Consider the following 25545-nt stretch of genomic DNA (forward strand, 5'->3'; position numbering starts at 1 on the left):
AGCGGAATCATGATTGATGATGAGTACGAGGACTCCATTGTGGGAACACCACAAGGAGGAAATCTCTCGCCATTATTGGCGAATATCATGTTGAATGAACTTGATAAGGAGATGGAAAAGCGAGGGCTTAACTTTGTAAGATACGCAGATGATTGTATCATCATGGTTGGAAGTGAAATGTCTGCTAATAGAGTCATGAGAAATATCTCGCGATTCATTGAGGAGAAACTTGGTCTCAAGGCCAACATGACCAAGAGTAAAGTGGACAAACCACAAGGACTTAAATTTCTTGGATTTGGATTCTACCTTGATTCAAGGGCACATCAGTTTAAGGCAAAGCCGCATGCAAAATCAGTAGCAAAGTTTAAGAAGAGAATGAAAGAACTCACTAGCCGTAGTTGGGGCGTTAGCAACAATTACAAGGTGAAAAAGCTCAATCAGCTCATCAGAGGTTGGATAAACTACTTCAAGATAGGTAGTATGAAAACACTTTGCAAGGAAATGGACTCAAGAATTCGTTTTAGATTGCGTATGTGTATTTGGAAACATTGGAAAACTCCACAGAATCGTATAATGAATTTGATGAAGCTTGGAGTTGATAAAGACACGGCTTGGATTACAGCCTATACGGGTAAGAGGATAGCCTACGTATGTCAACGAAGAGTAATGAACTTTGCGATAAACAAAGAAAGACTAACCCGCTTTGGATTAGTCTCAATGTTAGATTACTACACCGAAAGATGTGTTACTTGTTAAGTTGATTGAACCGCCGTATACGGAACCGTACGTACGGTGGTGTGAGAGGTCGGAATTTCTCACTTGTGAGAAATTCCTCCTACTCGATTCTATTTTTTAGGAGATTATTTATGATTAGGCGGGACAGATTGTTCCATGATTTGACGCTGGATTACTACCAGCCGCCACAGCCAAAACCCGGAAAGCAGGTTTTTGTATATTTTCGGTGCGGACAGGGCGATGCCGGCAGGATAACGCTTATCTATGACAGCGAAGTAGCATCCGATGAGGTTGAGATGAAGATACACCATTCGGAGGACGGCTTTGATTATTATCTTGCCAAGGGCATAGTACCTAAAACCAGTGGTATAGTTCATTATTATTTCAGGATTGAGTCAGAGGGGGAGACTCTTTACTATGATCAGAGGGGAGCAGGGGAAACTGTTCCCGATAAATTCAAATTCAGAATGATTCCGAATTTCTATACGCCGGATTGGGCGAAGGGAGCTGTCATGTATCAGATATTTGTTGACAGGTTCAGAAACGGAGATCCGGATAATGATGTTCTTACAGATGAGTACAATTATGTTGGCGGAAAAAGCATTCAGGTTACAAACTGGAATCAATATCCGGATCCTGACGCTGATATAAGAGAATTCTATGGCGGAGATCTTCAGGGAGTCCTGGATAAGCTTGATTATCTTAAGGATCTTGGAATAGAGGTTATTTATTTTAATCCTCTTTTCGTATCTCCTTCATCGCATAAATATGATACTCAGGACTACGACCATATCGATCCTCATTTTGGAAAAATTGTATCGGATAAAGGAAACCTTTTAACCAATAGTTATTCGAACAAGGATGCTACAAGGTATATAGACAGAGTTACAAACAAGAAAAATCTGGAGGCATCGGATGAGCTTTTTGCAAAAGTGGTTTCGGAAGCTCATAAGCGCGGAATCAGAGTAATTCTCGATGGTGTGTTCAACCACTGCGGATCCTTTAACAAGTGGATGGACAAAGAGAGTATATATGAAAATGCCAAGGGATATGAAAAGGGAGCTTATGTTTCGAAGGACAGCCCTTATCATGATTACTTCGGTTTTTCAGGCGGTAACTGGCCCTATAACAATAATTATGAGGGATGGTGGGGATATGATACTCTGCCAAAGCTCAACTATGAGGGTAGTAAAAAGCTTGAGGACTACATAATCGAAATCGGAAAGAAATGGGTTTCCGCTCCGTATTTTGCTGACGGTTGGAGACTGGATGTTGCAGCGGACCTGGGACATTCGGAGGACTATAATCACAGCTTCTGGAGGAGATTCAGAAAGGCTGTAAAAGAAGCCAACCCAGACGCCCTGATTTTGGCTGAGCATTACGGAAGTGCGCATAACTGGCTTGTAGGCGGCGAGTGGGACAGCGTTATGAACTACGATGCCTTTATGGAGCCGTTGACCTATTTCCTGACGGGAATGGAAAAGCACAGTGACGGTTATCATGGCGAGTTTATCGGCAATGTGGACAGATTCTGGGATTGCATGCTGGGTGCGGCGGCAGAAAACTTTTCACATCCGTCTCTTCTTGTGGCCATGAATGAACTGTCGAATCACGACCATTCGAGATTTCTTACCAGAACAAATCATGTTGTGGGCAGATGCGGCACCAGAGGACACAAAGCCGCTGAAGAGGGTGTAAGTAAGGCTATCATGAGGCAGGCAGTTGTTGTCCAGATGACCTGGCCCGGAGCACCTACAATTTATTATGGGGACGAGGCTGGCGTTTGCGGCTTTACGGATCCCGATAACAGAAGAACGTATCCCTGGGGAACCGAAGACCAGGAGATGATAAGGTTTCACAAGGAGATGATCCATCTTCATAAGACAAGCGTAGAGCTTAAAACCGGATCGCTGGTCAGACTGGATGCCGGTGAGGGCATCCTTGCCTATGGAAGATTCAATCGTATAAGTGCCACTATAGTCGTAATAAACACAAAAGACTATCTTACGGTAAGCGAGATAAGCCTTGCTCCGCTTGGAATACCTGAGGAAGCGAGACTTGTCAGGGTTATGGAGAGCGGTCCTAAGGGCTTTAAGACAGACGCTTTAACTTATAGTGTAAAAAACGGCAAGCTTGTCAGAGCCTACGGCGCTGATTCGGCCGTTGTTCTGCAATATAGCAGAATTACTGCGGTGAACGAGGAATCCTTCTGGTCCACCAACTTCTTCCGCATGTAATAATACAAAATACGTATCCGAGGATTTGGACAATGAAGAATACAGCAGGACATTCAAAGAAAGCAGTGTTTTTTTCTTTTACTATCTTATATATAATTACCGCACTGCTTGTATGGGGCTGGTTTTATTACAGCAAAAAGTCCATGATAAATGCGACGGATGCGTTCGAGCAGCATATTAATGCACTCTCAAAATACGGAAGATTTCTAAGAGGTGTTGCACACAGGATTTTTTCCGAGCACAAATTCGATATTCAAAGTTATGATCTGGGAATCGGATACGGAGCCGATTTTCTGACCTCAATGCAATATTATGCCGTGGGAGATCCATTGAATCTCCCCATGGCATTTTTGCCTTCAAAATACGTCTATTACTATTTTCAATTTCTTATTTTGCTTCGCCCCTATCTGGCGGGACTTTCCTTTTTGCTTTTGGTATCCGGAAAAGAAAGATTTACTCTTGTTTCAAAGCTCACAGGAGCAATATCTTATTCCTTTTGCGGGATAGTTATGTTCATAGGAATGTGGAATCCGCAGTTTGTTCAGCCGATGATCTGCCTTCCGCTTCTTGTGTATGGAGTGAGAACATTTATTAGTAAAAGGAAATCGCTTCCGTTTATTCTGGCGGTAGTTCTATCCGCTGTGAGTAATTTCTATTTCTTCTACATGCTTGTGTTGATGACGCTTGTTTACGGGCTAATCTACATATTTACCTCTGATGAGGTTAAGTCATTATCTGTGCAATTTCAGCTCATTGGAAGATTTATGTGCATGGGCATTATCGGAACATTAATATCCATGCCAATCCTTTTGCCTGTAATTCTCGCATTTTTGTCTAATCCAAGAGCCGGACTCGGCTCTCATGGTGTTCCGCTTATCTACAAGGCAGAGTACTATAAGGAACTGATCGGAAGTCTTATTGCGTACAGATATTTCCCGTCCTATGACACGGTTATAGGCTTTGCTTTCATCGCGCTTCCGGCACTTGTATTTCTTATCTTCAAAAGAGAAGAGGATGAGAAAGGGACGCTTTTAAGACAGAGAATCCTTGCCGTGCTTATGACATTGATGCTTTTGTTCCCGGTTGCCGGGTATGTTATGACCGGCTTTTCCTATACAATAAATCGTTGGAGTTTTGCATATTGTCTGTTGCTATCCTATCTGGCGACAGAGCTTACGGAAAACGGGGATAAGCTCAGCATGGTTAAACAGATTATCCTCGGGGTTATTTGTATCCTATATTCGGCAGCAGTTCTTATATTCGGAGATACATCCAAATTGATTTACCCCCAGCTGGTATTTCTGGGAGTGTTCTGGATAATAATTCTGATAAAAAAGATTCCGGCAAGTGTAAGAAGAGCAGCGATATTATTACTGGTTTTTCTTGCTGTTGTTCAAAACGGATATGCAGCCAATGCGCCGCAGGCAGGAAACCTTCCGAGCGGTTATGTGGATAAGATGTCGCCCGAGGAGTATGACGAGCTTGTCATGAATACGGAGCTCAGAGCGTTGACAGAGACAGTTCCCGAGGGCTATGAGCAATATTACAGTTATACCGGAAGAAATCTTACCTTCAATGCTTCGCTTCCTTACAGTATTCCTTCAACTCAGTTTTACTGGAGTCTTGCAAACGGTTCCGTATCAGACTTTTTGCAGTCAATGGCAATTAACGAGATGGCAAATTTCCAGTTCTTTGGGCTTGATGACAGAGCGATTCCACTGACTCTTTCGGGAGTTAAATATTATTCTCTTCGATACAACAACGAACAGGAGCAGAGCTATGTGCCCTATGACTATGCGCCCTTCTCCGAGTGGTACAATTTCGGAATATATGCGGGAAATAACGTCCCTGCCTTTGGATATACACAGGATCAGGTTATTTCAAGAGATGATTATGATGCGCTTTCGCCGATAAAAAGGCAGCAGGCACTTCTTTATGGCGCCGTCAGGGAATCGGAAAGTAAAAACGATGACAGTGAACTTACGAAAATGAATGTTCAAGATTCTTCCTATTACTCGGATGTCGAGGTACCTTATGAGATAACCGACACAGATGGTGTGAAGGTAAAGGATGGATATTTTAAGGCAAAAAAGGACAACGCTGAATGTACTTTGACCTTTGAAGGGGTACCTGGCTGCGAAACCTATTTATATTTTGAGAACCTCCAGTGTGAAAGTAAGTATGATGCGGTAAATATAATTGTTTCCACGGACACACCGGAAAACAGGCAGGTTACCAAGACGATTTTTTATAAGACACCGCTAAGCCAGTTCTACAGCGGCTGGCACAATTATCTGGTGAATATGTGCTACAGCGATGAGGCAAGAACCCGCATAAAGATAACGTTTACCGCAAAAGGAAAATACAGTTTTGATGCGCTGAAGGTTATATGTCAGCCGATGAACGGTTTTACGGAAAATGCAGCCGGACTTTCGGAAGAAACAATGACAGATAATAATCTTCACAGAAATTCCCTGTCGCTTATGACAAATGAAATTACCGGCACTATAAGTGCCGGTCAGGATTCCTACCTTGTTCTTAACATTCCGTATGATAAGGGATGGAGAATATATGTAGACGGAGAAAAAAGAACTCCGGAAAAAGCCAATATCATGTTCCTTGGGACTCCAATTAGTGCGGGAACCCACAGCATTGAGCTTAGATATCGCACACCTGGGTTGACCATGGGAATATTGATGGCGATAGCTGGAATCATAGCACTTATAATACTTTTAGTTATGGAGAAAAAGAATGCTGTCTGATACAAAAAGCATAAATAAACGAAATTGGTATTTTATTATAGTTTATATAATTGCAGTGTGCTCGAGGCTTATTTTTCTTAAGACTGCGCCCGCAGGGCTTCACGTGGATGAAGCAGGAATGGCATACGATGCATTTTGCCTTGCTAACTACGGCGTAGACAGAAATCTTTTGTCATTTCCTGTATATCTCATAAATTACGGCGGCGGACAAAGTGCACTCTACGCATATGTGGCAGCGATATTTATTAAGTTTATGGGACTTAATATGATCGCGATAAGACTGCCGGGTGTGCTCTTTTCACTTATAACACTCTTTGCCGGAGAAGCGATAGTCAGAAGGGTCTGCGGTGAGGATTCAGCGGCTTCTTACATCTATCCCGTCCTGTATACGGTATGCCCTGCATTTGTTATGAGTGCCAGGTTTGGTCTTGACTGTAATCTCATGCTCGGAATGACTACGCTGTTTCTATATGGACTTATGAAAGCAGTGGATTCGGGAAAAGCAGGTGACTATGCTCTTGCCGGCGTTTTTGCGGGAGTATCTCTTTATACCTATGCAATCTGCTATGCCATTATGCCTATCTTTTTGATGGTATTTTTCCTGATACTTCTTTTTTCAAAGAAATTAAACATACTAAGAGTTGTTTGCTTTGTTATTCCGCTTGGAATCCTGGCACTTCCGCTCCTTATAACGCAATATGTCAATATCACGGGAAGAGAGTCCATAGTGTTTGGAATCATCACAATGCCGGCACTTACTTTCTACCGCGGCGGAGAGATAATGGCGCCGACACTTTCGGGCTTTATAAATGCTTTAAAGAGCATATTTCTCTATGACAGCCTTGATTACAACAGTATTCCTACCTTTGGAACGATGTACTATATTACAATTCCCTTCATTGTGGCAGGACTTATACGTTCATTCATCTCCATAGGAAAATCAGTTAAGGAAAAAGAGCTGAATTTTGCGCTTTTGCCTCTCATCTGGTTTCTGGCGGAGCTCCTTATAGGCTCAATGCTCGGAGGAGACGGGCCAAACGTAAATAAGATGAACGGAATATTCTTTACGCTTGCCTTTTTTGCGGCCTTTGGAATGGATGCCCTGCTTGGTCTTTTTTACAAAAACAAGAAGCTATATCTGGCAGCTGGCGTTGTTCTCGGGGCAGTGTTTATAGGCTTTGGAGGAGCATTCTTTACTAAATATCTGGGAAGTTATTCCGATAATCTCTATCTTTTCCAAAAGCCTCTGGATGAACCTATAAAGGTTCTTTCCGAAGAGGAATATTTTGCTGAAAAGCAGGTTGTTGTAATTCATAACAACCAGCCATATATTCCGCCATATATTTACTATTTGCTCGGAACAAAGCTGTCACCCTATGACTTTAACATGGGGGATACTTCTTTCTACGGAAGATATTTATTTAATATGCCAGAGGACCTCAGCCCGGATTATGTCTATCTTGTATTTGAGGGAAATCCTGAGGCGGTAGATACTCTGTATAGCATTGGCTGCAACCAGACTCTTGAATTTGAAGGCTCATCTATCGTTTGGTGTGGAGAGCCTGTAGACATTGCGAATTCTGAAGAGGAATCCGATAAGGCAGGAGTACCTTTCGGACATGATCTTCCGTTCCACTTAAGAAGAATTGCGGGAATTGCAGAGGGTCTAAAATGCGGGGAATTCCCGGTAAAGATGCAGCACTACTGGTTTAATAACTATGGCTATCCGGTAGGCGTTATGTACGGAGATGCCCTTTTATATATTCCGGCGGTTCTTCATCTTATGGGAATGCCGCTATGGATGGCATATATGTGGTACTTCGCGCTGATACAGATTCTCACGGCGCTTACTGCATATCTTTGCTTTAAGTATATTTCAGGCGACAGAATTACAGCTGCTATCACAATGCTTTTATATGTGCTCTCCTTCTGGAGACTGACGGATCTCCTTTCGAGAGAAGCTGTCGGAGAATACAGTGCCTTTGCATTTTTGCCGCTCATAGTCCTTGGCCTTGCCAGAATCCACAGGAATGAAAATAGCTGGCGCGGAGCATTTCTCCTTGGCCTTGGTATGACAGGCCTTTTTATGACGCATCTTCTCAGCGTTGTGATGACGATGCTGTTTATTGTCATATTTGTGATAGCTGATATAAAGACTATGCTTTCAGAGGGAAGATGGAAGAGTCTTATAGGTGCAGCGGTGGGGACGCTTGTCTTCAATTTGTGGCAGCTTGTACCCCTTATGGATTATTACAAGAATGCACCAATGCTAATTAACTCAGCTGAAAAGACTCCGATCCAGACCTTTGGCATAACTTGGAGGCAGCTCGGCGGAGCATTTTACAATGTTCTTGCCCCAATATTGGAGCTTGGAACAGAGCCAGTGGATGAGCTTCCCCAGTCACCCGGGCTGGCACTTCTTCTTATTTGTGTGATAGCGGTGATTGTTCTTATTAAGGACAGAAAAGAGATAGAGAATAAGAGGGTAGCAATAACGCTGATAGCGCTTTCAGTATTTGCAATTGTACTTAGTACCTGTTACTTCCCATATGATCTTTTACTTAGCAAGGCGCAGCTTTTGTTTAAGCTACTTGGAAGTATTCAGTATCCTGCAAGATACCTTACCGCGGCAACAATGCTGATTTGTACTCTATATGCGATTATAAGAAGGCACAGACCGGCTTATGTTATGAGTGCGGTGCTTCTTGCGCTCACCATCTGGCAGAGCGGAGGATATATAAATACATTTCTTGAAAAGCAGACAAATATTGTGTCTATTGAGAGTATTGATGAATGGACTTCATTCGATGATGACAGACAGTACATGCTGACAGGTACAGATCTTGAGAGACTTCAGTATGCATCTGTGCTTCCTTCATCGGAGGAAATAACCTACGATGGAGAAAGCAGAGAAAAAGGTGTGTATGAACTTCATTTGATCAACAGCTCCGGGGAAGAGGGCTATGCAGACCTTCCGCTTCTTGCATATCCTCACTACTACGCTACAGATGGTGCGCAAAGCTATAAGCTGTCTGCAGGAGATAATAATAAACTCAGGATCACTCTTCCCGCGGGATGTGACTCAGTTATAAAGATTCGATTCAGAGAACCTTTATATTGGAGAATAGCTGAGCTTGTAACACTCGCATTTGTTTTGGTTATTATTGCTGCATGCTTTAGAAAGAAGAATAAATAAATGATGCTGCATCATAGCCGGGCCCCCAGACACCGCAGGTAACAATAAACAGTACTGCGGCAAAGTAAACTATCCATCTGATCCAAAGCGCTTGATTTGTCAGGGCTTTTCGAACCACAATGCCTTTGTAGTTTAATACATCAACTATAGCCAGGACGATGATCGAAACACCGAGAAGCCTTATGTCAGCTTCGAGAAGTCCGAGATTGAAAAGTGTTCCGTCAAATAATACCCAGGGCTTAAACTTCCACATGTTTGTAAGAACGTAACGTGCAACCTTGAAGGAAGGCGCTCTGAAGAAGATCCAGCCGATGTTTACAAGAATAAAGGTAACCACTATATTGACCAGCCGGAGCGCAAGCCCCTGCGGGTCAATATTTAATTTTGCTGTCAGATTTTCTTTAAGGGGCTTTGTAATGATACCGATTACCTGATACAAGCCGTGGAGCAGTCCCCAGAAAACAAAGGTCCAGGCAGCACCGTGCCAAAGTCCGCTTAAAGCAAATACGATACATATATTTATCAGTTTTCTGACATAGCCCTTTCTGTTTCCGCCAAGAGGTATATAGATATAGTCCCTTAACCAGGAAGAAAGAGAAATATGCCATCTTCGCCAGAACTCTGCAATTGAGCGCGACAGATAGGGCTGCTCAAAGTTTTTCATGATATCTATGCCAAGTATTTTTGCACTTCCAATTGCTATATTGGAGTAACCGGCAAAGTCACAGTATATTTCCAGCGTATAGAAAATTGTAGCAAGGAACAGAAGCGTTCCCGTGTAGTTACTGTAAGATGAGTAAATGTGATCCACAAGGGGAGCAAGCCTGTCGGCAATTATGATCTTCTGAAAATATCCCCACAGCATGAGAAGAAGTCCTTCCCTCATGTTTTCATAGGAAAAGTCCTTCGGATTTTCAAACTGAGGAATCATATTGCCGGCTCTCTCAATAGGTCCCGACATAACTTCAGGAAAAAATGAGATGAAAAGAGCAAGACGAAGGAAGTTCTTTTGAGCGGGTATTTTTCCTCTATAGGTGTCTACGAGATAGCCAATCGCCTGGAAAATATAGAAGGATATACCGACAGGAAGCGCGATCTCTGCGACGATTCCGAGCGGCTCAATCCCGAGGGCATCCTGGAGCGATTTGACTGTTTCAAGAAGAAATCCCGTATATTTAAAGTATCCGAGAACAAGGAGCAGGAGAACAATTCCTGTAACGAGTACAGGTTTTTTGCCTTTTCTGTTTTCTCCGGAAGTATCGGATCTTCCCATAAGAATTCCAGCCACATAGGTTATAACCGAAACAGCGATAAGCAGTAAAAGGAGCTTACCGCTTAGCTTATAGTAAAATCCCCAGCTCGCTGCAAGAAGCCAGATATATCTTATCTTTTTTGGAAGAACAAAATAAACGGATATGGTTATTAGTAAAAACAGTAGAAATTTAAGTGAAACAAATTGCATGTCATCCTCCGGATTTAATTATCTTTGGTCATAATCATAGGTGAAATGATCGCAGGTGTAGTACTGATGCGATGTGCAAACGCCGCCCGAGAAGAACAAAAGCTGCACATCCGCATAGGCATGATCATCGGAATATAGGTAGTTATTCTCAGTATCACCGTTTACATACAGAATCCTGTATATTGCACTTGCGGGACTGTATAAAAATACTCCGTCAGAGGTTTCCACAGTAAATTCATTTTCTGAATCTCCGACAAATTCTGTGATCACTCCATGATCGGAAATCATCATATAGGAGCAGTTTGAAGAAACTGCCTGATCAAGCATTTCCGTGGCGCCAAGTGAATGAAGCTGACGTACAAGGCTGGGGTCGGAATAAACAGCAGTGTCACCTCTTACCGAAATGGTGAAGGTTTTATCGGAGTTATGCAGCTGCAGCATCATTAGCTGAGTGTACAGGTCATCATTTCCTTCGCACATCGAAGCCAGTTCTGCATTGTAATCCCCGATGTAATCATTCCATTTTTCATATCCGGAATCCTCTCTGTGATCCGGGAGAGGACAGTTCTGTGCTATGAAATCTCCGAGGCAGGAAGTGACTTTTCTGCTGCCAAGTACATTCAGGTGACCGGCATCCTCCATATCGGTATTGACATCAATTATTCCGGGAATCTCGAGCATATTGAGTGAAGGGACACCATATTCCGCAGCTATTTGAGTCGCAGTATGAGCAGCTGCCTGATTATCATACATGGCAAGGAAGGGAAGGGTTACTACCACAACCTGAATGTTTCTGCTCTGACATTCTTCAATTATCCTTCGAAGATAAGCGGTTCCGACGGTTTCCTGTTCAAGAGTCCCTGCCTGAAAATCGGTGTAGGTATACTCCTGAGAGTGGATGCCATATTCCATAACCGCTCCCATCATGCGATTTACGTCAGCATCCTTTGTAAAGCGCTTGAAATCGTCTGCCTCAAGCTCCTTCCATCTGTCGTGATAGACAATGAAGTCAGCTAAATAAGGGTATTTTTCGTCTCTGTCTTGAAACATATCGTTTATGGCGTGATATTTTGTTCTGCTTAAGGGAAAACGATCAATATTGAGATGAAGCTCATCGCTGCTTACATTTGCCTCGGGATCATCTATGTATCTGATATTGTTTTCCAGCATATACGAATCGACAACCACCAGCTTAGGAGTGCAGTAATCGAGAGCAAGCATCATCTGCCAATAGCTTGAAAGAAGAACGCTTCCGTAGCCGCCGAGGTTGTAGGAAGTATATCCGTAATCCTCAAATAGCTGCAGAGGATTGATTCCGTTTATGACATGAGAGGAACCAAGGAAAAATGCATCGATATGATCCTTTTTGGCCTCCTCGAAAAACTCCTGATTTTTATTGAAGCTGGATTTGCGCTCTACAAGAAGTGACATACAGATAAAACAAACGCAGAGAATAGCGAGAAACACTGCTGTTTTTATGAAAAGTGAGAGCTTTTTATTCACGTTATTTCCTCCCCAAAGGTAATACGGATTTCCGTTAACGAAAAAAATGAATTTGAATCGGAAATTCCACGCTTTATTGTATCATAAAAATCCTTAGGAAAAACCAATCTGATAGCAAATAAAGATTGTATTTGCCTTAAGTAATGAGCTATAATATTTTCAGTGTTTTGTTAACAATATTTACGAAAGGTGGTACAAATTATGCCATTAGTTACAACGACTGATATGTTCAAAAAAGCATATGACGGTGGATATGCTGTTGGTGCCTTCAATATCAACAACATGGAGTTCATTCAGGCTATTACAGAGGCTTGTGACGAGCTCAAGTCCCCCGTTATCCTTCAGTGCTCTGCAGGAGCAATCAAGTATGCACAGTTCCCTTACCTTGTAAACATGGTTAAGGCAGCTGCTGAGTCAACATCTATTCCGATCGCTCTTCACCTTGATCACGGTGCAAGCTTCGAAATCTGTAAGGAATGTATCGACAACGGATTTACATCTGTTATGATCGATGCTTCTTCAAAGCCTTACGAAGAGAACATCGAGCTCTCCAAGAAGGTTGCTGATTACGCTCATTCAAAGGGCTGCACAGTTGAGGCTGAGCTTGGTACACTTTCAGGTGTTGAGGATGATGTAAACGTTGCTGATGATGCAGCACAGTATACAAATCCTGATCAGGTTGAGGATTTCATGAAGCGTACAGGCGTTGATTCACTGGCTATCGCTATCGGAACAAGCCACGGTGCTTTCAAGTTTAAGCCCGGTCAGGATCCCAAGCTTCGTCTTGATATCCTTGAGGAAGTTGTTAAGAGACTTCCCGGATTCCCGATCGTTCTTCACGGTTCTTCAGCAGTTCCTCAGAAGTACGTTGGAATCATCAATGCTAACGGCGGCGCTATGAAGGATGCTATCGGTATTCCGGATGAGCAGCTTCGTGCAGCAGCTAAGAGTGCAGTCTGCAAGATCAACATCGACTCCGATCTTCGTCTTGGTATGACAGCAGGTATCCGTCAGCACTTCGCTGAGCATCCTGAGCACTTCGATCCTCGTCAGTATCTTGGCGATGGCCGCGCTTATGTTAAGGAAATCGTTCACGACAAGATCATCAACGTTCTTGGTTCTGACGGTAAGGCTTGATAAAAGCGAATATATAAAATGTAAAGCTGCCATGGGTTTTCCTGTGGCAGCTTTTTTATATTTTACTGTTTCTTAATATTATTTTTTCAATATATCGTGTAAAATTAGTATATCATCCTATGCTTTCCCGTAAGGGAAACGACGGATGAGGGGAATAGGGAGGTTAATAAAATGCACAACCAGCTTACAAAAAAAGACATCGAGGACATGGAGGCGGAGATAGAGCACCGCAAGGCCGTTGTCAGAAAGGAACTCCTTGAGGATGTTAAGGAAGCAAGAGCCCAGGGAGACTTAAGTGAGAATTTTGAATATTATGCGGCAAAGAAAGCTAAAAATGCCAATGAGAGCAGAATCAGATTTCTTGAGAGAATGATAAAGACCGCTGAGATAATAGATGACTCCAGTAAGGAGGATGAAGTAGGAATGAATAAGACCGTCACAGTGCGACTGGAGGATGACGGATCGGAAGCTACTTATAAGATAGTTACCACCATGAGAGGAAATGCTTTAAAGGGCCTTATCAGTATAGAATCTCCTATGGGGAAACAGCTTCTCGGACATAAAGTGGGAGACAAGCTCACTATAGAAGTAAACAGTGACTACAGCTACGACATAACTATCATGAAGATAGAGAACACGGAACTGACAGAAGAAGATAAGCTAAGAGACTTTTAAGGAGGAAGAAATATGGGACTTCATGTATTCCAACCTGTTGATTTGGATGAAATATTGGAAGGCGCTTTTAAATTCGGAGGCGATACCTGGGCACTGCTTACAGCGGGAAATGAAGAAAAAGCCAATACCATGACGATATCCTGGGGCGGTATAACGCATATCTGGGATAAAACCTGTGCCATTATTTATGTTCGTGAGTCCAGATATACAAAGGAATTCATTGATGCCCAGAAGAAGTTTTCACTTTCATTTCTTCATCATGACACATATAAATCTCTTAAGAAATATCTTGGTTCTGTATCCGGAAGAGATGAGGACAAGATAAAGAATGCAAAGCTTAATGTGAACTTTGATGACGGTGTTCCGTTTATAGACGAGGCAGATAATGTCATTATATGCAGAGTTCTGTATAAGCAGCTTATGAAGGAAGAATGCTTTGTTAACGGAAGATTGATTGCCGATTATTACGCAAAGGGTGATTATCACTATTATTATATAGCTGAGATCAAAAAGGTAATGATTCGATGAAAGCAGCAAATATAGCATCCTTCGAAGAAATAGGAAAATTTATTTTTCTTTCTGACGAGCCAACTCCGGCAGATATTATTCTTATTCCCGGGGCACCGCTGCAGGAACTTGCCTTTCACGGAGCAGAACTGTGGAAAAAAGGTTTTGCACCAAAGATACTTGTCACCGGAAAATTTTATATGACTTATGAGAGTCTTGAGGATGAGTTTAACAGATATTCTGCAAGTAACGGGGACAGGGACGGAGCTGTAACGGAGGCAGAGTTTCTTACTAAGCTCATGATAAGAGAGGGTGTCGATAAGGATGCAGTAATCCTTGAAGAGGAATCAACAAACACCTTTGAGAATGCGAAGTTTTCCAGAAGAATAATAGAAGAGGATCTGAAAGAGGAAAATATACGCCACATAATCCTTTGCTGTCAGGCGTTTCATGCAAGGAGAGCGCTCATGACTTTTCAGTCGGAGCTTCGTGACATCAGGATAACCGTATGTCCTGTTGTTACAAGGGGAATATGTATAGATACATGGATGGATAATGTGAAAAGTTATAATCTGGTATTGTCTGAGTTTTCCAAATGCGGAGAGTATTTTAAAGGAGACAGAATGTACGAACTCAGATAAAGATTTTTAAGTGCACTATTTTATGAGGGGATAATATGCGTAGTGCAATAAAGTCAAAGTGGACAGTGCCGATAGCCATTGTCATACTTTTTGCTGTTTTGATATTCATGGTGAACAGCATTCAGAGCAGATTCATATACAGCGATCGCATGGTTCAGCTGACAACTTATTATTCGCAGCTGGAGTCTATTATTTCGACCAGATTTACGAGATATTATAAGCTCCTTCGAAGCTGGTCATATCATCTTGAACACGAGAAATCATCAGGGATAGAAGATTTCAATTCTTACATTTCCACAGAAAAGAGAATATGGGACGTCGAGCAGATATACCTGTTTGATGAAGAGGGAAACTATCTGGATACGGAAGGTAATATAGGTTCGATTGATGAGAACAAGGACTTTATCAATCGCCTTAAAACCGTAGGGGATAAGCAGGTTTCCCACATAATTGGTACAAACGGTAAGCGTCTGGACCTTTTTGTGTTAAGTGTAAAGCCCGGAAAATATGAGGGTGTCACTTATCGCGCAATTGGTATGGGGCTTGATTCCTATCAGATGAAGAGCCGGCTCTCTGTAAAGAGAAGAGACATGGCCGGATCTTTGAACTACCTGGTAGATAAAAACGGAAATCTGATAATCACCTCTGTAAAGCAATCTCAGGAAATAGAAAACATTGTCGATTACATTTCGGAAAACGGCGAGGTTTTGTATGATCCCATCGGAAAAGGCTTCAGGGCAGAAATTGAAAGCCGTTTGACCGGTGCTATTGTCATGGAACTGGATGAGATAGCTTACTATATAACTTTTATGCCCTGCGGAATTGATGACAGCATGCTTGTATGCCTTACTCCGGCAAATGCTGTAGATAAGAATATTTCTCAGGTAAAAATGATCAACAATATACTGCTTATTGTGGCATTTGCTATTGTTCTAATTGTCATTATGGTGATAGTTCGTTATTTGTCTGTTCAGGAAATGCTTGTTGTTGCCAATTCCGCGAATGAAACAAAGACAAGGTTTCTTGCCAACATGTCCCATGATTTCAGGACACCTATGAACGCATTGGCGGGATATCTGACCCTTATGAAAGAAAATGCAGATGACCCCGATAAAGTCCGGGAATACGGAGAAAAGGCCGAGTATGCTCATCGCAATATGCTCAATATGATCAACTGCGTGCTTGATCTAAGCAAGATGGAAGAAGGAGGCGACGAGGTCAGGTATGAGAGATTTTATCTGAGTGATGTTCTTAACAGAGTCGGGCAGGAGATGGGAGCGCTTGCGGATAACAAAAGGCTGAAGCTTACGATAGACAGAGGTAAGGTCAAAGAGGATATATTTGTCGGTGATGATCTTAAGCTTGAGATAATTCTTAAGAACATAATTCAGAATGCTGTAACTTACACAGAGAATGACGGAATCATTAATGTTGATATCACTCCCGAAAATGAAGAAGATACCGAGAGGCTTATGCTCAGATTCGAGATCAAGGACAACGGAATCGGGATGGGCAGTGAATTTTTGGAGCACATTTTTGAGCCCTTCAAAAGGGAACAGAGGAAAAATGCAAGCAAGGAACAGGGTACAGGTCTTGGACTTACGGTAACCAAAAAGATGGTTGAATCGCTTGGCGGAACCATTAATGTTGAGAGCAAGATTAATGAGGGCAGTATCTTTACCGTGAGACTGGCCTTTGATATAGCGCCAAAAACCGAACTGGATGAGATAAGAGAGATTGAAGAGGTTTTGGAAAACGGAAATATGCAGGATGATTCCGGGGATGAGAATACATTTGAGGGGATGCGTTTCCTTGCGGCAGAGGATAATGAGCTGAATGCGGAAATACTTACAGAAATACTTAAAATGCAGGGCGCAGCGCTTGTGGACGTAGCTGAGGACGGTGAAAAAGCTGTAGAAGCATTCAAAGAAAAGGGTGAAGGCTACTATGACATGGTTTTAATGGATATTCAAATGCCAAACATGGATGGCTACCAGGCCTCTATGACCATTAGGGCGATGAAGGATGAGGGCAGGAAGGATGCAGGCAAGATTCCGATTATAGCGATGAGTGCAAACGCATTTAAGGATGATATAGAAAAAACCAGTGAGTCGGGGATGGATGCACATATACCAAAGCCGATTGATTTAAAGCTTTTTGAGAATACGGTCAAAGCACTTAAGGTCAGGGGGCACGAGAGCCTATGAGTGATAATAAAGAAAAAGCACAGGACAAAAAAATCCGGTGCAAGGAATGGTTTTTTGATTATGTTATAAAACAAAACAGAACGGTAGCTGCTATTTTCTCAGCAAAGGATTTTAAGGTTGAATTTCTGACTGATAATGCTGAGGAAATTCTTGGCGTGGACAGAGAACTCATTTACAAGGACATCAGAAATCTTATAGATTTGGGAGTGAGGGTAGAGGAAGAGATTCCGCCTTCGGACGACACTATTAAAAAGGTTCCGATGGGACAGACTATAGAGGCCGAAGTATTAGAAGCACATAATCAGAAAACAGGAGAGACAAAATATTTCAGAGGCAGCATTAACCACACAGATATGGACGGAGGCGACAACTTCCTTCTGATTTGGGTGGATATTACAGAGGAGATCCAAAGAAAGCGCCAGATGGAGGATATGATTGAGGTTGCTAATGCCGCTAATGAGGCAAAAACGAGCTTCCTCGCAAATATGTCCCATGATTTCAGAACGCCCATGAATGCCATAACAAACTTTAATCTTCTGATTGCCAAGAACTCAGACAATCCACAGAAAGTCAGGGATTATACACACAAAATCGGACTTGCGTGTCAGAATCTTCTTTCGCTTTTGAACGATGTTCTTGACATGAGTAAGATTGAAAGCGGAAAAGCAAATATTCACAATGAAGAATTTGCGCTGGGGCTTCTTTTGGAAGAGGTCAATTCCGTTGTGGCTTTTCAGGCTAAAAGTAAACAATTGGATTATCAGATAAAATCCGGATCAATGCCCCAGGATCGTTTTGTCGGCGACAAAAAAAGAATTAATGAGGTGCTTGTAAATATTCTTGGAAATGCGGTCAAATATACACCGACAGGCGGAAGAATTGTCTTTTCCGTATCAGAAGAAAAGTGCACCAGCGGAGATTACTGGGATGTGCGTTTTTCAGTAAGAGATAACGGAATAGGAATGAGCAAGGATTTTCAGGAAAAGCTGTTTGATGCCTTTACCAGAGAGGAGAGAAAGGAGACTTCTGGAATTCAGGGCACAGGTCTTGGAATGGCCATAACCAAGAGTCTGGTACAGATGATGGGCGGAACCATTTCGGTAGACTCCGAGGAGGGCCGGGGATCCACCTTCGTAATAACCCTGAGACTTCAGAGTATCAGACATGAGGCGGATGATTTCTGGGAAAAGAACAAAATCCGCAGATTACTTGTAATTGACGAAGATATAGATGAGTGCCATAACATAGAGACAGTATTTGAGGATACAGGGGTAGAAGTCCTTATCTGCTCGAGCGGATACAAGGCAATTAAGCTCATAGATGCAGGTGATGAGGAAGATAAGAGCATTGATGTCATTGTTTTTGGCATGCAGATAAGGAGCCTTAGCTGCTTTGAGGTCGCATCATATCTCAAGGAAAAGCCGCTTAAACATAAGCCTGTTTTTATCCTGTTAACTGATGACTGGGAAGAAATTGCGGCTGAGGCCAGGGAGGCCGGAATATATGATTTCCTGCAAAGGCCGCTTTTCCTATCCACTTTCCGTCAACTCATGGGAAATGTTGTATGCAGGGTTGGTACGGAAAAGGAAAAGCAACTTGAAAAACCGCTTAAGGGAATAAGGCTTTTGGCAGCAGAGGATAATGATATAAATGCAGACATACTTTCAGAGCTAATGAACATGGAAGGTGCTGTGATCGAGAGGGCATCCAACGGCAGGGAAGCTGTGGAGATGTTTGAAAAGGCAGAGCCCGGATATTATGACATGATTCTTATGGATATTCAGATGCCATTTCTTAACGGATATCAGGCGACGGCAGCAATAAGGAAACTGGACAAGGAGGGTGCCTCACAAATACCGATAATTGCTATGACTGCGAACGCCTATGCCGATGATGTGCAGAGAGCACTTGATGCGGGAATGAATGCACATGTGTCAAAGCCCATAGATATGAAGGTTGTGGAGGCTACAATTTTGTCATTAAAAACAAATATGCAGTCGACATAGAGATTATTAAATGATAAAATTACACTATTGTGAACGTATATTAATAAGATAGTGGAGCAAATAGTAAGATGAAGAAAGCATTGATCATAGGTGCCGGTCCGGCCGGACTTACGGCAGCATATGAGTTATTGGAAAAAGCCAACGATATAGAAGTTGTTGTCCTTGAGGAGACAGACAAGTTCGGCGGTATTTCCAGAACGGTTGAGTATAAAGGAAACCGTATGGACATGGGAGGACACAGATTTTTCTCTAAGGTCCCTGAAGTTAATGAATGGTGGGATAATATGCTCCCCAGACAGGGAAGCCCGTCCTATGATGATATAGTTTTAAAACGTCCGTCTACTGTTGTAAAGGGCGGTCCCGATCCTGAGACAGAGGATAGGGTTATGCTTAGAAGAAATCGTATTTCACGTATTTTCTTTAACGGCAAATTTTTTGATTATCCCATAACACTGAAGGTTGAGACTTTCACGAACATGGGACTCGGCACAACTATCGTAGCAGGCTTTTCATACATAAAGGCGATGCTCTTTAAGCGCAAAGAGAATTCACTTGAAGACTTTTACGTAAATCGTTTCGGCAAGAAGCTTTACTCAATGTTCTTTGAGCACTACACAGCTAACCTCTGGGGCAGACATCCTTCCGAGATCGATCCCAGCTGGGGAGCTCAGCGCGTTAAAGGTGTCTCCATAATGGCGGTTCTTGCCAATGCATTTAAGAAAAAGAGCGGCAAGACAGGCGGAAAGGTTGAGACATCTCTTATCGAAGAGTTCAGTTATCCGAAGCTCGGTCCCGGACAGCTCTGGGACGTAACCGCATCCGAAATTCAGAAAAAGGGCGGTACCATAATTACAGGTGCCAAGGTTACCAAGATTAATAAGGATGGAGACCATCTCACAGGTGTTACTTATGTGAAGGATGGACAGAATGTCACCATAGAGGGTGATTACATAATAAGCTCCATGCCTATAAAGGATCTCGTGGCAGGAATGAATGATGTTCCCGCTGATCCTGCAAGAATCGCAGCAGGACTTCCTTATAGAGATTACATGACACTGGGTGTTCTTATTCCGCATCTTAATCTCGAGAATAAGACAAGCACCAAAACAATTGGAAACATCGTTCCGGATAACTGGGTATATGTTCATGATCGCAGCGTATCTATGGGACGTTTCCAGATCTACAACAACTGGTCACCTTATCTTGTTAAGGATATTGATAATACCGTATGGATGGGTCTTGAGTATTTCTGCAACGAAGGCGATTCCATGTGGAGTATGACAGATGATGAGTTTGCCAAGATGGCAATCAAGGAGATGGTTAAGATCAACCTCATCGATGAGGAAAAAGAGGTTCTTGATTATCATGTAGAGCGTGTTAAAAAGGCATATCCGGCTTACTTTGACACCTATGATGAGATGGACACACTTGTAGATTATCTCAACACCATCGACAACCTTTTCTGCGTTGGACGTAACGGACAGCACAGATACAACAATATAGACCACTCAATGTGCACTTCTTTTGAAACTGTAAAGAATATTCTTTCAGGCACACGCGACAGGAGCAACATCTGGAGTGTTAATACAGAGAAAGAATATCATGAATCCACGGAGGCAAAGAATCCAGAGGACGAAGAGATAGAAATAGACTGATTTTATACGGGCGCCAATTACAGTATTGGCGTCCGTTTTTAAAAGATGAGGGTAAAAGGAGGCAGAAACAATGATCAACTACACAAAGATTACAGATGAAACTTACTGGGTTGGCGGAAGCGACAGAAGACTCTCGAGGTTTGAGAATATCTTCCCTCTTGAGGATGGTGTATCCTACAACAGCTATGTGATTGCGGATGAAAAGACAGCACTTTTTGATACAGCCGATATTTCAATCTCCGATCAGTTTTTGGAAAATGTAGCCGGCGTTCTCGGTGATAAGAAGCTTGATTATCTGATCATTAATCATATGGAGCCTGACCACTGCTCACAGATAGCTACTGTTGTTGCTATGTATCCTGAGGTAACGCTGGTTGGTAATGCTAAAACTTTCACTTTCCTGTCACAGTTTTTCCCGGAGCTCGGCTCTCAGAGTAAAATCACTGTTGCTGAAGGAGATACCCTTGAGCTTGGTAAGCACACGCTGACCTTTGTAATGGCACCTATGGTGCACTGGCCGGAAGCAATGTTTACCTATGATAAGGCAACCGGAGCATTGTTTAGTGCTGATGCATTCGGTACTTTCGGTGCAATAGATGCGGGAATTTTTGCGGATGAATATGATTTCGAGAAGAAATTCCTTGACGAGGCCAGAAGGTACTATGCTAATATTGTTGGCAAATACGGTATGCAGGTTCAGGCAGTTCTTAAGAAGGCCGCAGCCATCGACATTAAGTATATCTGTCCGCTTCATGGTCCGATCTGGAGAGAGAATATAGCATGGTTTATAGATAAATATCAGAAGTGGAGCACCTATACTCCCGAGGATGACGAAATTGTTGTTATTTACGGAAGTCTCTACGGACATACAGAGAGTGCGGCGCAGAGAGCAGCAGCCATGATTCGTGAAAAGAGCGGAAAGAAGGTCAGTGTTTATGACGTATCACAGACCCATCCTTCAAAGCTGATATCCGAGGTTTGGCGCTGCGGCAAGATTGTACTGTTTTGCCCTACATATAATAACGGAATATATATTCCTATGGAGAACTTCCTGTCAGACTGCCAGGCGCTTACAGTTCAGAACAGAATATTCGCACTTGCGCAAAACGGAACCTGGGCACCTGCTTCAGGTAAACTCATGACAGAGAAGCTTCAGACTCTTAAAAATGTAACTATAGTAGAGCCTGTTCTCACGATCAAGAGTGCACTTCATGTGACAGATGAACCGGAGCTTGAAGTCTTCGTGACAGCTGTCGTTGAAGCATAAATCTATGAACGCGTATGGGGGCGTGTTCGGAAACTAATAATTTTTTAAGACCTTCACGTATACAGCCTAAAGAGGCTGATATAAGGAGGCAAGGAGGAGTAATGAAAGAGTTTTTGAAAAGAAAGAATATCGTAATCTCCGGAAAGAGATACGGTATCGAGGCACTGTCTGCAATGGCGCAGGGATTGTTTGCGTCGCTGCTGATTGGAACAATTCTTAACACCATTGGCACACAGTGCGGACTTGCGTGGTTATCCGAGATTGGTAAGTATGCTTCGTCGATGAGCGGAGCAGCTATGGCCGTAGCGATTGGTTATGCGCTACAGGCACCGCCCCTTGTACTTTTTTCACTTGTAACGGTTGGATATGCAGCTAATGCTCTGGGAAGTACAACACTTTCGGGTGGATCCGGAGCCGGTGGCCCGCTTGCTGTTCTTTTCATAGCAATAATTGCCGCTGAGTTCGGAAAAGCGGTATCTAAAGAAACGAAGGTAGATATTCTGGTAACTCCGATAGTAACTATTCTTGTGGGTGTTGGGCTGGCAGCCTTAATTGCACCTGCTATCGGAACCGCGGCTTCCTCAGTCGGAGGCGTGGTTATGTGGGCTACGGAGCAGCAGCCGTTCCTCATGGGAATCATTGTTTCCGTGGTTGTGGGAATTGCTCTTACTTTACCTATTTCCTCTGCAGCCATCTGCGCAGCCCTTGGACTTACTGGTCTTGCGGGAGGAGCTGCCGTAGCAGGTTGCTGTGCACAGATGATCGGCTTTGCCTTCATGTCATTTAAGGAAAATAAGTGGGGCGGCCTCATTTCACAGGGAATCGGAACATCAATGCTTCAGATGGGAAACATTGTTAAGAACCCTAAGATTTGGATTGCGCCGATACTCACAAGTGCAATAACAGGACCTATTGCAACATGTGTGTTCCATCTTCAGATGAACGATCCCGCAAGTGCGGTTGCCTCCGGAATGGGAACCTGCGGACTTGTTGGACAGATTGGTGTTTATGCCGGATGGGTAAATGACGTTGCTACAGGTGCAAAGGCAGGAATTACCGGATTTGACTGGCTTGGACTTGCGCTTATCTGCTTTATTCTTCCCGCAGTTCTTACATGTATTTTCGGAGCATTTTTCAGAAAGATCGGCTGGATTGGCGAGGGTGACCTTAAATTATCATAATAAGGCCATGATTTTGATAAAAATAATATGGTTTTAGTATAAAATAAGATATATGCAGTAATAAAATAGTCACCTGTAGATTTCTATTTTAAATAAGATTTAAGGAGAGAATGAAATGAAACAATTCCCGGGATTTTCACATGGAATTAACCTTGGTGGATGGCTGTCACAGTGCGATCATACCAAAGAGCGTTACGACAATTTTATTACAGAGAGCGATATCGAAAAGATAAAGAGCTGGGGGCTTGATCATATAAGAATTCCTGTAGACTACGATCTTGTTGAGGAGAAGGACGGAACTTATAAAGAGGAAGGCTTTGCATATATTCAGAAGGCTCTTGACTGGACCGGAAAATACGGTCTTAATACCGTGCTTGATCTTCATAAGACTTATGGCTACAGCTTTGACAGCGGCGAGCAGGAAGCAGGATTCTTTGAAAATGAGAAATTTCAGGAGCGTTTCTATAAGCTTTGGGAGCAGTTTGCGCAGCGTTTTGGAAAGTATGAAGACAGACTTGCCTTTGAGCTTTTAAATGAGGTAACAAAGCCTGAGTACGGCGAGACCTGGAATCGCATTTCAACCGAGTGTATCAAGAGAATCAGAGTTTATGCTCCGACAATCAAGATTCTTCTTGGAGGTTATTACAACAACAGTATTGTTGCACTCAAGGACATCTGTGATCCTTATGATGAGAACGTGGTCTACAATTTCCACTGCTATGAGCCTTTGATCTTCACACATCAGGGAGCACCGTGGATTGAGACTATGGATCCGAACTTCCGTATGGCTTTTGATTCCACATATCGTCAGTATGATGAGAATGCTTTTGCTCAGCTTGGAAACAGACCTGAGGAAATCAAAGTTGACGATCCTGATAAGAAGCTTGGAATTGAGTACTTCGAGCAGTATATGCAGGAGGCTGTAAGAGTAGCCGAGGAGAGAAATGTTGCACTTTACTGCGGTGAATACGGTGTTATAGAGAGAGCTACTCCCGAGGATGCATTAAAGTGGTATACAGCAATTGGAACCTGCTTTAACAAGTACAACATCGGTCGTGCTGCATGGAGCTACAAAGAGATGGATTTCGGTCTCTCTGATGCCCGTATGGACGGTGTGAGAGATGAAGTACTTAAGATGATGTAATATTTTCTGTTAACAGACTACAGATACCTTCCCTGAAAATCGGGGAAGGTATTTTTTCTGCAAAAATCTTTGTTTTTCCTGTAAAATAGAGGTTGATACGGCCTTAAGGCTTTATGAATGGGAGGATAAAATGCGAGCGGTTTTAACAAGGGTATTATCGGCTTCGGTTACAATAGATGGTAAGAAGGTTTCAGAGATAGGAAAGGGCTTTTTGGTCCTTCTGGGAGTCAAGGTGGGTGATACAGAGCAAGAAGCAAAAAAGATTGCCGATAAAATCTGTGGACTCAGGATTTTTGAGGATGAGAATGGTAAAATGAATATTAACCCCAAGGATGCGGGAGCTGAGCTTTTGATAGTAAGCCAGTTTACTTTATATGCGGATTGCAGTTCAAGAAGACCTGGCTTTACGGACGCTGCAAGACCGGAGATTTCAGAGCCTTTATATGAGCTTGTGGTTTCCGAGTGCAGAGACAGAGGTTTTAATGTGCAAACAGGTGAATTCGGGGCTGATATGAAGGTTGAATCGGTAAATGACGGTCCGGTGACTATCGTGCTGGATATAGATAAATAGAAACGAGGATATGGATATATGAAAGAGAATGTTTTGCCGCTTGATACAGGGCGTTTTATAATACAGCCACAAGACATAGAGAATATCTGGGATGAAGAGTGGGATATATGTTTAAAAAACGTAGATAAAAAGAAGATAGGCAGTCTTCGCTTTGAGAATACCAATGTCCATGGGGAGATCCATTTTAGTGTCTCATTTGATGATACATATAAAGCGGGACATATTTCGGAGATATTTTATGCGGTAGCCAGCTTTGTATTTAAATCCGGTAAGGTTAAGGAAATCTGTACTGTCTGCAGACATGAGAATGAGAACCTGGTTCGCGGGCTCGAAAAAGCAGGCTATGTCCTTCGGGAATTTAAGGACGGAAATGATTATTACTCCATGAAAAAGCAGAAGACTTCCTGGACAGGTTTATATGTCATGATTGGAATGATAGCCGGGTTTATTATCGGAATAACTTTGTCAAACCTGTGGATGGGAACGATTTCAGGAGTTGTAATAGGTACTGTTATTGGATTTCTTATGGACAAAAGAGAGCAGGATAATACTGAAAGCAAAAAATTAAGGACTTGAATCTCTTCAAGTCCTTAAACTTTAGTCGGAATGACAGGATTTGAACCTGCGGCCTCTGCGTCCCGAATATAGATACGGATTTC

18 protein-coding genes are annotated in these 25545 nt (G+C 42.7%); 16 read left to right on the forward strand and 2 right to left on the reverse strand.

The window, feature by feature from the left end:
- The 4 genes from BMW61_RS19350 to BMW61_RS19365 all read left to right on the forward strand — a co-directional run.
- On the forward strand, positions 1 to 756 hold a 756-nt coding region (locus BMW61_RS19350; RefSeq protein ID WP_242876838.1), incomplete at its 5' end, for a group II intron maturase-specific domain-containing protein.
- A 110-nt stretch (positions 757 to 866) separates the two neighbouring features.
- A complete protein-coding gene (locus BMW61_RS19355; RefSeq protein ID WP_091825401.1) occupies positions 867 to 2972 on the forward strand; it encodes a glycoside hydrolase family 13 protein in 2106 nt (701 codons plus the stop codon).
- 32 nt (positions 2973 to 3004) lie between these two features.
- Positions 3005 to 5734, forward strand: coding sequence for a YfhO family protein (locus BMW61_RS19360; protein ID WP_091825404.1), 2730 nt, complete (start codon positions 3005 to 3007; stop codon positions 5732 to 5734).
- The gene (locus BMW61_RS19365; protein ID WP_091825406.1) at positions 5724 to 8930 is read left to right on the forward strand and encodes a glycosyltransferase family 39 protein; all 3207 of its coding nucleotides are present in this window, start codon (positions 5724 to 5726) and stop codon (positions 8928 to 8930) included. Before BMW61_RS19360 ends, BMW61_RS19365 begins: the two co-directional genes overlap by 11 nt.
- On the opposite strand, the gene BMW61_RS19370 is transcribed toward BMW61_RS19365, so the two are convergent.
- Both BMW61_RS19370 and BMW61_RS19375 read right to left on the reverse strand, forming a co-directional pair.
- Positions 8911 to 10392 (reverse strand): MBOAT family O-acyltransferase, encoded by a 1482-nt coding sequence (locus BMW61_RS19370; RefSeq protein WP_091825409.1) that lies wholly within the window; start codon positions 10390 to 10392, stop codon positions 8911 to 8913. The genes BMW61_RS19365 and BMW61_RS19370 overlap by 20 nt on opposite strands.
- A gap of 18 nt (positions 10393 to 10410) precedes the next feature.
- The gene (locus BMW61_RS19375) at positions 10411 to 11895 is read right to left on the reverse strand and encodes an SGNH/GDSL hydrolase family protein (protein WP_091825412.1); all 1485 of its coding nucleotides are present in this window, start codon (positions 11893 to 11895) and stop codon (positions 10411 to 10413) included.
- 201 nt (positions 11896 to 12096) lie between these two features.
- On the opposite strand from BMW61_RS19375, the gene fba reads away from it, so the two are divergent.
- The 12 genes from fba (at position 12097) to BMW61_RS19435 (ending at position 25462) form a co-directional block, all read left to right on the forward strand.
- A complete protein-coding gene (gene fba, locus BMW61_RS19380; RefSeq protein ID WP_026492288.1) occupies positions 12097 to 13032 on the forward strand; it encodes a class II fructose-1,6-bisphosphate aldolase in 936 nt (311 codons plus the stop codon).
- A 171-nt stretch (positions 13033 to 13203) separates the two neighbouring features.
- Positions 13204 to 13707 carry a transcription elongation factor GreA gene (greA, locus tag BMW61_RS19385; protein WP_091825415.1) on the forward strand — a complete coding sequence of 168 codons (504 nt, stop codon included), beginning with the start codon at positions 13204 to 13206 and terminating at the stop codon, positions 13705 to 13707.
- Between the two features lie 12 nt (positions 13708 to 13719).
- On the forward strand, positions 13720 to 14235 hold the full coding sequence (locus tag BMW61_RS19390; protein ID WP_022761738.1) for a flavin reductase: 516 nt from the start codon (positions 13720 to 13722) through the stop codon (positions 14233 to 14235).
- The gene (locus BMW61_RS19395) at positions 14232 to 14855 is read left to right on the forward strand and encodes a YdcF family protein (RefSeq protein WP_022761737.1); all 624 of its coding nucleotides are present in this window, start codon (positions 14232 to 14234) and stop codon (positions 14853 to 14855) included. Before BMW61_RS19390 ends, BMW61_RS19395 begins: the two co-directional genes overlap by 4 nt.
- A 35-nt stretch (positions 14856 to 14890) precedes the next feature.
- On the forward strand, positions 14891 to 17062 hold the full coding sequence (locus BMW61_RS19400) for a hybrid sensor histidine kinase/response regulator (protein WP_049946161.1): 2172 nt from the start codon (positions 14891 to 14893) through the stop codon (positions 17060 to 17062).
- Entirely contained in the window at positions 17059 to 19068 is a 2010-nt protein-coding gene (locus BMW61_RS19405; protein ID WP_049946162.1) for a hybrid sensor histidine kinase/response regulator, read from the forward strand. The genes BMW61_RS19400 and BMW61_RS19405 overlap by 4 nt, the downstream gene beginning before the upstream one ends.
- Positions 19069 to 19136: 68 nt before the next feature.
- Positions 19137 to 20723: an NAD(P)/FAD-dependent oxidoreductase gene (locus BMW61_RS19410; protein ID WP_022761734.1), complete on the forward strand. Its 1587-nt coding sequence runs from the start codon at positions 19137 to 19139 to the stop codon at positions 20721 to 20723.
- Positions 20724 to 20793: 70 nt separating this feature from the next.
- On the forward strand, positions 20794 to 21990 hold the full coding sequence (locus BMW61_RS19415) for an FprA family A-type flavoprotein (RefSeq protein ID WP_091825418.1): 1197 nt from the start codon (positions 20794 to 20796) through the stop codon (positions 21988 to 21990).
- A gap of 101 nt (positions 21991 to 22091) precedes the next feature.
- Positions 22092 to 23171 carry a PTS sugar transporter subunit IIC gene (locus BMW61_RS19420; protein ID WP_022761732.1) on the forward strand — a complete coding sequence of 360 codons (1080 nt, stop codon included), beginning with the start codon at positions 22092 to 22094 and terminating at the stop codon, positions 23169 to 23171.
- Positions 23172 to 23286: 115 nt separating this feature from the next.
- A complete protein-coding gene (locus BMW61_RS19425) occupies positions 23287 to 24315 on the forward strand; it encodes a glycoside hydrolase family 5 protein (protein WP_022761731.1) in 1029 nt (342 codons plus the stop codon).
- 130 nt (positions 24316 to 24445) lie between these two features.
- Positions 24446 to 24886 (forward strand): D-aminoacyl-tRNA deacylase, encoded by a 441-nt coding sequence (dtd, locus tag BMW61_RS19430; protein ID WP_022761730.1) that lies wholly within the window; start codon positions 24446 to 24448, stop codon positions 24884 to 24886.
- Positions 24887 to 24904: 18 nt separating this feature from the next.
- Positions 24905 to 25462, forward strand: coding sequence for a GNAT family N-acetyltransferase (locus BMW61_RS19435; protein ID WP_091825422.1), 558 nt, complete (start codon positions 24905 to 24907; stop codon positions 25460 to 25462).
- The last annotated feature ends 83 nt before the right edge of the window (positions 25463 to 25545 follow it).

The organism is Butyrivibrio sp. ob235 (assembly GCF_900109475.1).
GTDB lineage: Bacteria > Bacillota > Clostridia > Lachnospirales > Lachnospiraceae > Butyrivibrio.